Below are 6,841 nucleotides of genomic sequence, written 5' to 3'. Positions count from 1 at the left end.
GCTACTGCCCGGCCGGGGTGTACGAGTACGTGAAAAACCCGGACAACACCGACCGGCTGCAGATCAACGCGCAGAACTGCGTGCACTGCAAGACGTGCGACATCAAGGACCCGACCCAGAACATCGTCTGGGTCACGCCCGAGGGCGGTGGCGGGCCCAACTACAGCGGCATGTAAGGCCACGGCCATTCCTTCAATCTTTCAACGCTTCAACTTAAAACACGAGACAACGACATGAACGACCTGAACGGCTACGACATCGAAGACCTGCACGTGGGCATGAGCGCCACCTTTTCCAAGACCATCACCGAAGCCGACATCGTGCTGTTTGCCGGCGTGTCGGGCGACACCAACGCCATCCACATCAATGAAGAGTACGCAGCCACCACGGCGTTCAAGGGCCGCATCGCCCACGGTTTCCTGTCGGCCAGCGTGATCTCGGCGGCGGTCGCCAACCGCTTGCCCGGCCCCGGCGCCATCTACATGGACCAGCACCTGAAGTTTCTGGCACCGGTGCGCCCCGGCGACACCGTGCACGCCACCGTCACGGTGCGCGAAGTCATCGCCGACCGTGGCCGCGTGGTGTTGCACACCACCTGCAGCGTCAAGGGTGCCGTGGTGATTGATGGCGAAGCGCTGGTGAAGGTCGATTCATCGGTCCGGCGTGCCGCCAAGGCCGCTGCGGCCGCCCAAGCCACCGCCTGATCCTTTCAACCACTCAAGAAAGTCCCCCATGAGCTACCAAGCCCCCCTGAAAGACATGCTGTTTGCCATGCAGGAACTCGCCTGCCTGCCCAAGGTCAGCGCCCTGCCCGGTTTTGAAGACTACGACCTGGACACCGCCCAGGCCGTGCTCGAAGAGTCGGCGAAATTCTGCGAAAGCGTCGTCGCACCGCTGAACTGGACAGGCGACCAGACGCCGAGCAGCTGGAAAGACGGCGTCGTCACCACCACGCCCGGCTTCAAGGAGGCTTTTGCCCAGTTTGCCGAAGGCGGCTGGCAAGGCGTGATCCATCCGGCCGAATTTGGCGGCCAGGGCCTCCCGAAGCTGATCGCCACGCCCTGCGCCGAAATGCTGCACGCGGCCAACATGTCGTTCGCGCTGTGCCCGATGCTGACCGATGGCGCCATCGAGGCGCTGCTGGTGGCCGGCAGCGACGCGCTCAAGCGCAAGTTTGCCGCCCGCCTCATCAGCGGCGAATGGACCGGCACCATGAACCTGACCGAGCCGCAGGCCGGCTCGGACCTGGCCGCCGTGCGCAGCCGTGCCGAACCCCAGGAAGACGGCAGCTACAAGGTGTTTGGCACCAAGATCTACATCACCTACGGCGAACACGACATGACCGGGAACATCGTTCACCTGGTGCTGGCCCGTGTGCCGGGCGCGCCCGAGGGCGTCAAGGGCATCTCGCTGTTCGTGGTTCCCAAGTTCCTGGTCAATGACGATGACAGCCTGGGCGCGCGCAACGACGTGCATTGCGTGAGCATCGAGCACAAGCTCGGCATCAAGGCCAGCCCGACCGCCGTGCTGCAGTTCGGCGACCACGGCGGCGCGGTCGGCTACCTGATCGGCGAAGAAAATCGCGGCCTTGAATACATGTTCATCATGATGAACGCCGCCCGCTTTAACGTCGGCATGCAGGGCATTGCAATTGCCGACCGCGCCTACCAAAAAGCCGTGCGTTTTGCGCATGACCGCACCCAGAGCCGCGATCTGGCGGGCTCTGCCGGCCCGGTCGCCATCATCCACCACCCCGATGTCAAGCGCATGCTGCTGACCATGCGCGCCCATGTCGAAGGCGCGCGCGCCCTGGCCTATGTGGCCGCAGCCGCCAGCGACGCCGCGCACCACGCGGTTGAGGCGTCCATCCAGGCGCACAACCAGGCGGTGTACGAGTACCTGGTTCCGGTCATCAAGGGTTTTTCAACCGAGATGTCCATCGACATGGCCAGCCTGGGCGTGCAGGTGCATGGCGGCATGGGCTACATCGAGGAAACCGGCGCAGCCCAGTACCTGCGCGACGCCCGCATCCTGACGATCTACGAAGGCACCACCGCCATTCAGGCCAACGACCTGGTCGGCCGCAAGACGCTACGCGACAAGGGCGCCGTGGCCAGGGCCCTGTGCGACCAGATCGCCAGCACCGAGCAAGACCTTGCCGCGCACGACAACGACGACTGCAACGCCATGCTGGGTGCCTTGCGCCAAGGCCGGCTGGCGCTTGAAAAAACCATCGACTTCATGGTGGCCAACGGCAGGAGCGAGCCCAAAACGGTGTACGCCGGCGCGGTGAACTACCTCAAGCTGGCCGGTGTGGTGCTGTGCGGCTGGCAGATGGCGCGCGCCTTGATGGTGGCCCAGGACAAGATGGACAGCGACCCGGCGTTTTTCACCGCCAAGGTGGTCACTGCCCGCTTCTACGCCGAATCGGTGCTGACGCAGGCGCCCGGCCTGGCCCAGGGCATCTGCCTGTCCGGCCCCACCACCAACCGCATGCCGGTTGACATGTTCTGAACGGCAGGCTGTGCTGGCGCAGCTTTACGCAAGAAATTGAATTGTTTTTTTAATGGAGGATGAAGCATGAGCTCTGAAATGTATGCCCGGATTCGAACGAATCCGAAATTCAAGGAACTGGTCAGCAAGCGCGAGCGCCTGGCCTGGACACTCACCGGCATCGTGCTGGTGCTGTTTTTCGGGCTGTTCCTGACGGTGGCCTTCAACCCGTCGGTGCTTGCGATCCGGCTGGGCGACAGTTTTGTCACCACTGGTCTGGTCATCGGCCTTTTCGAATTCGTCCTGTTCTGGGCATTGACGGCGTATTACGTGATCCGCGCCAATTCGGAATTTGACGCCCTGACCGAAGCGCTGCTGAACGAATCCATGAAAGCAAAAAAATGAAAAAAATACTTGCAAAACTGGCCGCTGGCCTGCTGGCCCTGGGCGCCACCGGCGCGGCAATGGCTGCGGGCGCTGTGGAAATCACGCAAAAGCAGCCGCTCAACGTTCCGGCCATCATCATGTTCGCCGTGTTTGTCGGCATGACGCTGGGCATCACCTACTGGGCGGCCAGCCGCACCAAGACCGCTTCGGACTTCTACACCGCAGGCGGCGGCATCACCGGCTTTCAAAATGGCCTGGCCATGGCCGGCGACTACATGTCGGCCGCCACCCTGCTCGGCCTGACCGCGCTGGTGTTCACCAACGGCTATGACGGCTATCTCTTCATGATTGCCTTCTTTGTCGGCTGGCCCGTCATCCTGTTCTTGATGGCCGAACGCCTGCGCAACCTGGGCAAGTTCACCTTTGCGGACATCACGTCTTACCGGCTTGACCAGGGCAAGGTCCGCACCATGGCGGCCATCGGCTCGCTGACGGTGGTGTGCTTTTACCTGATCGTGCAAATGGTCGGTGCCGGCCAGCTGATCAAGCTGCTGTTCGGGCTGGACTACCACATCGCCGTGATCGTGGTCGGTTGCCTGATGGTTGTTTACGTGACCTTCGGCGGCATGGTTGCCACCACCTGGGTGCAGATCATCAAGGCGTGTTTGCTGCTGTTCGGCGGCACGGTCATCACCGTGCTGGCGTTTTCGCAGTTCGGCTTCAGCTTCAACACGCTGGCTGCCAAGACCATTGAAATCCACAAGCTCAAAGACATGCTATTTGCCCCCGGCAAGCTGCTGCAGGACCCGGTCAATGCCATTTCGCTGGCACTGGGCCTGATGTTCGGCCTGGCCGGTCTGCCGCACATCCTGATGCGCTTTTTCACCGTCAACAATGCCAAGGAAGCCCGTAAATCGGTGCTGTACGCAGCCGGATTCGTCGGTTTCTTCTTCAACGTGATTTTGCTGATGGGCCTGTGCTCTATCGTCATCGTCGGCACCAACCCTGACTTCTTTGAAGGCGGCACGGTAGGCGGCAAGATCATCGGCGGCGGCAACATGGTGGCCATGCACCTGGCCAAGGCCGTGGGCGGCGACCTGTTGCTCGGCTTCCTGGCAGCGGTGGCGTTTGCGACCATTCTGGCCGTGGTGTCGGGTCTGGCTTTGGCCGGCGCGTCCGCCATCTCGCACGACCTGTATGCCCGCGTGATCAAAAAAGGCAATGTGTCCGAAGCGCAGGAAATCAAGGTTTCCAAAATGGCGTCGTTCGGCATCGGCCTGATCGCTGTGGTGTTGGGTATTGCGTTTGAAAAGCAGAACGTGGCCTTCATGGCAGCGCTGGCCTTCGGCATTGCAGCGGCAGGAAACTTCCCGGTGCTGTTCCTGTCGATGTACTGGAAAGACCTGACCACGCGCGGCGCGCTGGCAGCCGGTTACGGCGGCTTGACGGCTGCCGTGGTGCTGGTGGTGCTGTCCAAATCCGTGTGGGTGACCGTGTTCGGCTACGAAACACCGATCTTCCCGTACGACCAGCCTGCCCTGTTCGCCATGCCTTTGGCTTTCCTGCTGGGTTATGTGTTTTCCATCACCGACAAGAGCCCACGCGCTGCCAAGGAGCGCCTGGCTTATGCAGACCAGTGGGTTCGCGCCCAGACCGGCTTTGGTGCCGATGGCGCTGTGAGCCACTGACCGGCCCCTGAGCTAATGAAAAAGCCCCGAAGTTCGGGGCTTTTTTTGTGCCGTCGCCACCATGGCAACGATTTAGCCCGGGCCGCAAGCGCCTGCCAGCCAAAGCGCGACGGTTCGGGAAGTTATCTCATCCATTGCTGTAGGTCGTCCTACTGTCGAGCCTTGCGGCAGACTACTTGCAATGTGCTGTCGGGCAAGCGATAGTTGCCTGCAAACGGCAACGAAAGGAAGACATGAAGAAGCTGAAAACGACGGTGATCCTGGCGACCCTGTATCTGTCCGGCTGCGCCGCGCCGCCCTTGCCACCCACGACCGCCGACGTTTCAACGCCCGCCCCATCGGCCGGCAAAGCCGCACTGGTCGCGCAGTCCCGCGAACTTCGCACCAAAATCACCGAACGCAAGCAGAAAATCATGGTTTTCGAAGTCATGCTCACCGACGTCGAGCGACGCGCAGCCAGGGCTCAAATTGACTTGACCTACCTTCCCAACACCAATATCGAGCCGGAAGTTGTAACGCAACGCACTGTTACCGATCGATTGTCTGTGGCGGTCAGGCCTTCGCCTGCTGCCGCGTCCGCTGAAAAATCGATAGCTGCAAAACCAATTGTCAAAAAACGTCCAAAAAGGAAGTCGTCATTGAAAAGGAAAAGAATACGGCAGAAATAATCTGCCGTCTCGGTCCGCTTGCTGGCAGAAGACCTGGGCTGTGTGGCAGATACAACTCAAGCCCTGACGGGCTGGACTGAACAATAAAAAAGCCCCGAATAGTTGCACTATTCGGGGCTTTTAATTGGCGGAGAGGGTGGGATTCGAACCCACGGTACCTTGCGGTACGCCTGATTTCGAGTCAGGTACATTCGGCCACTCTGCCACCTCTCCTATGTATCGAGCAGCAATTCTAGCAGGCTGAAATGCTGTTCAGGCCGCAGGCGCTGAAAGAGTCGCCATGCCGCCCATGTAGGGCTGAAGGACTGCTGGTATATCAACGCCGCCATCAGCGCGCTGGTAGTTTTCCAGCACCGCCACCAAGGTGCGGCCCACGGCCAAACCAGAGCCATTCAGTGTGTGCACAAACTCGTTCTTGCCTTGCGCGTTCTTGAACCGGGCTTGCAGGCGGCGCGCCTGGAAGGCTTCGCAGTTGGACACCGAACTGATCTCCCGGTAGGTGCTTTGCGCGGGCAGCCACACTTCCAGGTCATAGGTCTTGGTCGCGCCAAACCCCATGTCGCCGGTACACAGCAGCATGACGCGGTACGGCAGGCCGAGCTTTTGCAGAATGGCCTCGGCATGGCCGGTCATGGCTTCAAGCGCTTCGTAGCTTTTCTCGGGATGGACGATCTGCACCATCTCGACCTTGTCAAACTGGTGCTGGCGGATCATGCCGCGTGTGTCACGGCCGTAGCTGCCAGCCTCGGAACGAAAACACGGCGTGTGGGCAGTGAACATCAGCGGCAATTGCGCTTCCTGGATGATTTCGTCGCGCACCAGATTGGTCAGCGGCACCTCGGACGTCGGGATCAGGTACAGCGCGGCATTCTCGGCCTGGCCTTCCTGACCGCCTTTTTTGACCGCAAACAGGTCTTCCTCGAACTTGGGCAACTGCCCGGTGCCGCGCAACGAATCGCTGTTGACGATGTAGGGCACATAGCATTCGGTGTAGCCGTGCTCGGCCGTCTGCACGTCGAGCATGAACTGCGACAGGGCGCGGTGCAGTCGCGCCAGCGGGCCTTTCATGACGGTGAAACGCGATCCGGTCAGCTTGGTGCCCAATTCAAAGTCCAGCCCCAGCGGCTGGCCGACATCGACATGGTCTTTGGGCTCAAAGGTCAAGGCCGCTGGCTCGCCGCCCAGGCCTTCAAACGGGCTCCACTTGCGCACCTCGACATTGCCAGCCTCGCCGATGCCCAGCGGTACGCTGTCGTGCGGCAGGTTGGGAACGGCCAGCAGCAGCGCCTGCATCTCGATCTGGATCTGGTCGAGCCGGGCCGCAGAGGTTTCGAGTTCGGCCTTGGAGGCCGCGACCAGGGCCATCACGGCGCTGGCGTCTTCGCCTTTGGATTTGAGCTGGCCAATCTGTCTGGACAAGGTTCCGCGCTGGCCTTGCAGTTCCTCGGTCCTGATCTGCACCGCCTTGCGTTCGGCCTCCAGCGTCTGGAAAGCCTCGACGTTGAGGAAGGCTTGCGGATGCTTGCGGGTTTCCAGGCGGGCGATGGCCGTGGGAAGGTCTTTACGGAGCAGGTTGATGTCTAGCATGGCGTCGATTGTATTTTG

At 61.1% G+C, this 6,841-nt stretch carries 7 protein-coding genes and 1 tRNA gene; 6 read left to right on the top strand and 2 right to left on the bottom strand.

Annotated elements, in window-relative coordinates:
• The 6 genes from GZ092_RS17470 to GZ092_RS17445 form a co-directional block, all read left to right on the top strand.
• Positions 1 to 176, top strand: a 176-nt coding sequence (locus GZ092_RS17470) for a 4Fe-4S dicluster domain-containing protein (protein ID WP_293638279.1), incomplete at its 5' end; no start/stop codon positions are given.
• A 57-nt stretch (positions 177 to 233) separates the two neighbouring features.
• On the top strand, positions 234 to 704 hold the full coding sequence (locus tag GZ092_RS17465; protein ID WP_293638272.1) for a MaoC family dehydratase: 471 nt from the start codon (positions 234 to 236) through the stop codon (positions 702 to 704).
• Positions 705 to 732: 28 nt separating this feature from the next.
• Entirely contained in the window at positions 733 to 2,514 is a 1,782-nt protein-coding gene (locus tag GZ092_RS17460) for an acyl-CoA dehydrogenase (protein WP_293638270.1), read from the top strand.
• 66 nt (positions 2,515 to 2,580) lie between these two features.
• Positions 2,581 to 2,898, top strand: a complete 318-nt coding sequence (locus GZ092_RS17455; protein ID WP_293638268.1) for a DUF485 domain-containing protein — start codon at positions 2,581 to 2,583, stop codon at positions 2,896 to 2,898.
• Positions 2,895 to 4,568 carry a cation acetate symporter gene (locus GZ092_RS17450; protein ID WP_293638266.1) on the top strand — a complete coding sequence of 558 codons (1,674 nt, stop codon included), beginning with the start codon at positions 2,895 to 2,897 and terminating at the stop codon, positions 4,566 to 4,568. Before GZ092_RS17455 ends, GZ092_RS17450 begins: the two co-directional genes overlap by 4 nt.
• Before the next feature lie 233 nt (positions 4,569 to 4,801).
• The gene (locus tag GZ092_RS17445; protein WP_293638265.1) at positions 4,802 to 5,236 is read left to right on the top strand and encodes a hypothetical protein; all 435 of its coding nucleotides are present in this window, start codon (positions 4,802 to 4,804) and stop codon (positions 5,234 to 5,236) included.
• A 125-nt stretch (positions 5,237 to 5,361) separates the two neighbouring features.
• Here GZ092_RS17445 and GZ092_RS17440 read toward each other — a convergent pair.
• Together GZ092_RS17440 and serS are read right to left on the bottom strand one after the other, a co-directional pair.
• Positions 5,362 to 5,449: transfer RNA gene (locus GZ092_RS17440), tRNA-Ser, on the bottom strand.
• A gap of 39 nt (positions 5,450 to 5,488) precedes the next feature.
• Positions 5,489 to 6,823 (bottom strand): serine--tRNA ligase, encoded by a 1,335-nt coding sequence (gene serS, locus GZ092_RS17435; RefSeq protein ID WP_293638263.1) that lies wholly within the window; start codon positions 6,821 to 6,823, stop codon positions 5,489 to 5,491.
• Positions 6,824 to 6,841: the final 18 nt, after the last annotated feature.

The organism is Polaromonas sp. (assembly GCF_010365105.1).
GTDB lineage: Bacteria > Pseudomonadota > Gammaproteobacteria > Burkholderiales > Burkholderiaceae_C > Polaromonas.
The sequence above is the reverse complement of the archived record's forward strand: the minus strand, read 5'-3'. Positions and strand labels throughout refer to the sequence as shown.

Bases quoted from the DNA above. Each gene is read 5' to 3' on its own strand.
- GZ092_RS17460 (WP_293638270.1), top strand. From the start codon at position 733: ATGAGCTACCAAGCCCCCCTGAAAGACATGCTGTTTGCCATGCAGGAA.
- GZ092_RS17450 (WP_293638266.1), top strand. From the start codon at position 2,895: ATGAAAAAAATACTTGCAAAACTGGCCGCTGGCCTGCTGGCCCTGGGC.
- GZ092_RS17465 (WP_293638272.1), top strand. From the start codon at position 234: ATGAACGACCTGAACGGCTACGACATCGAAGACCTGCACGTGGGCATG.
- GZ092_RS17455 (WP_293638268.1), top strand. From the start codon at position 2,581: ATGAGCTCTGAAATGTATGCCCGGATTCGAACGAATCCGAAATTCAAG.
- serS (WP_293638263.1), bottom strand. From the start codon at position 6,823: ATGCTAGACATCAACCTGCTCCGTAAAGACCTTCCCACGGCCATCGCC.
- GZ092_RS17445 (WP_293638265.1), top strand. From the start codon at position 4,802: ATGAAGAAGCTGAAAACGACGGTGATCCTGGCGACCCTGTATCTGTCC.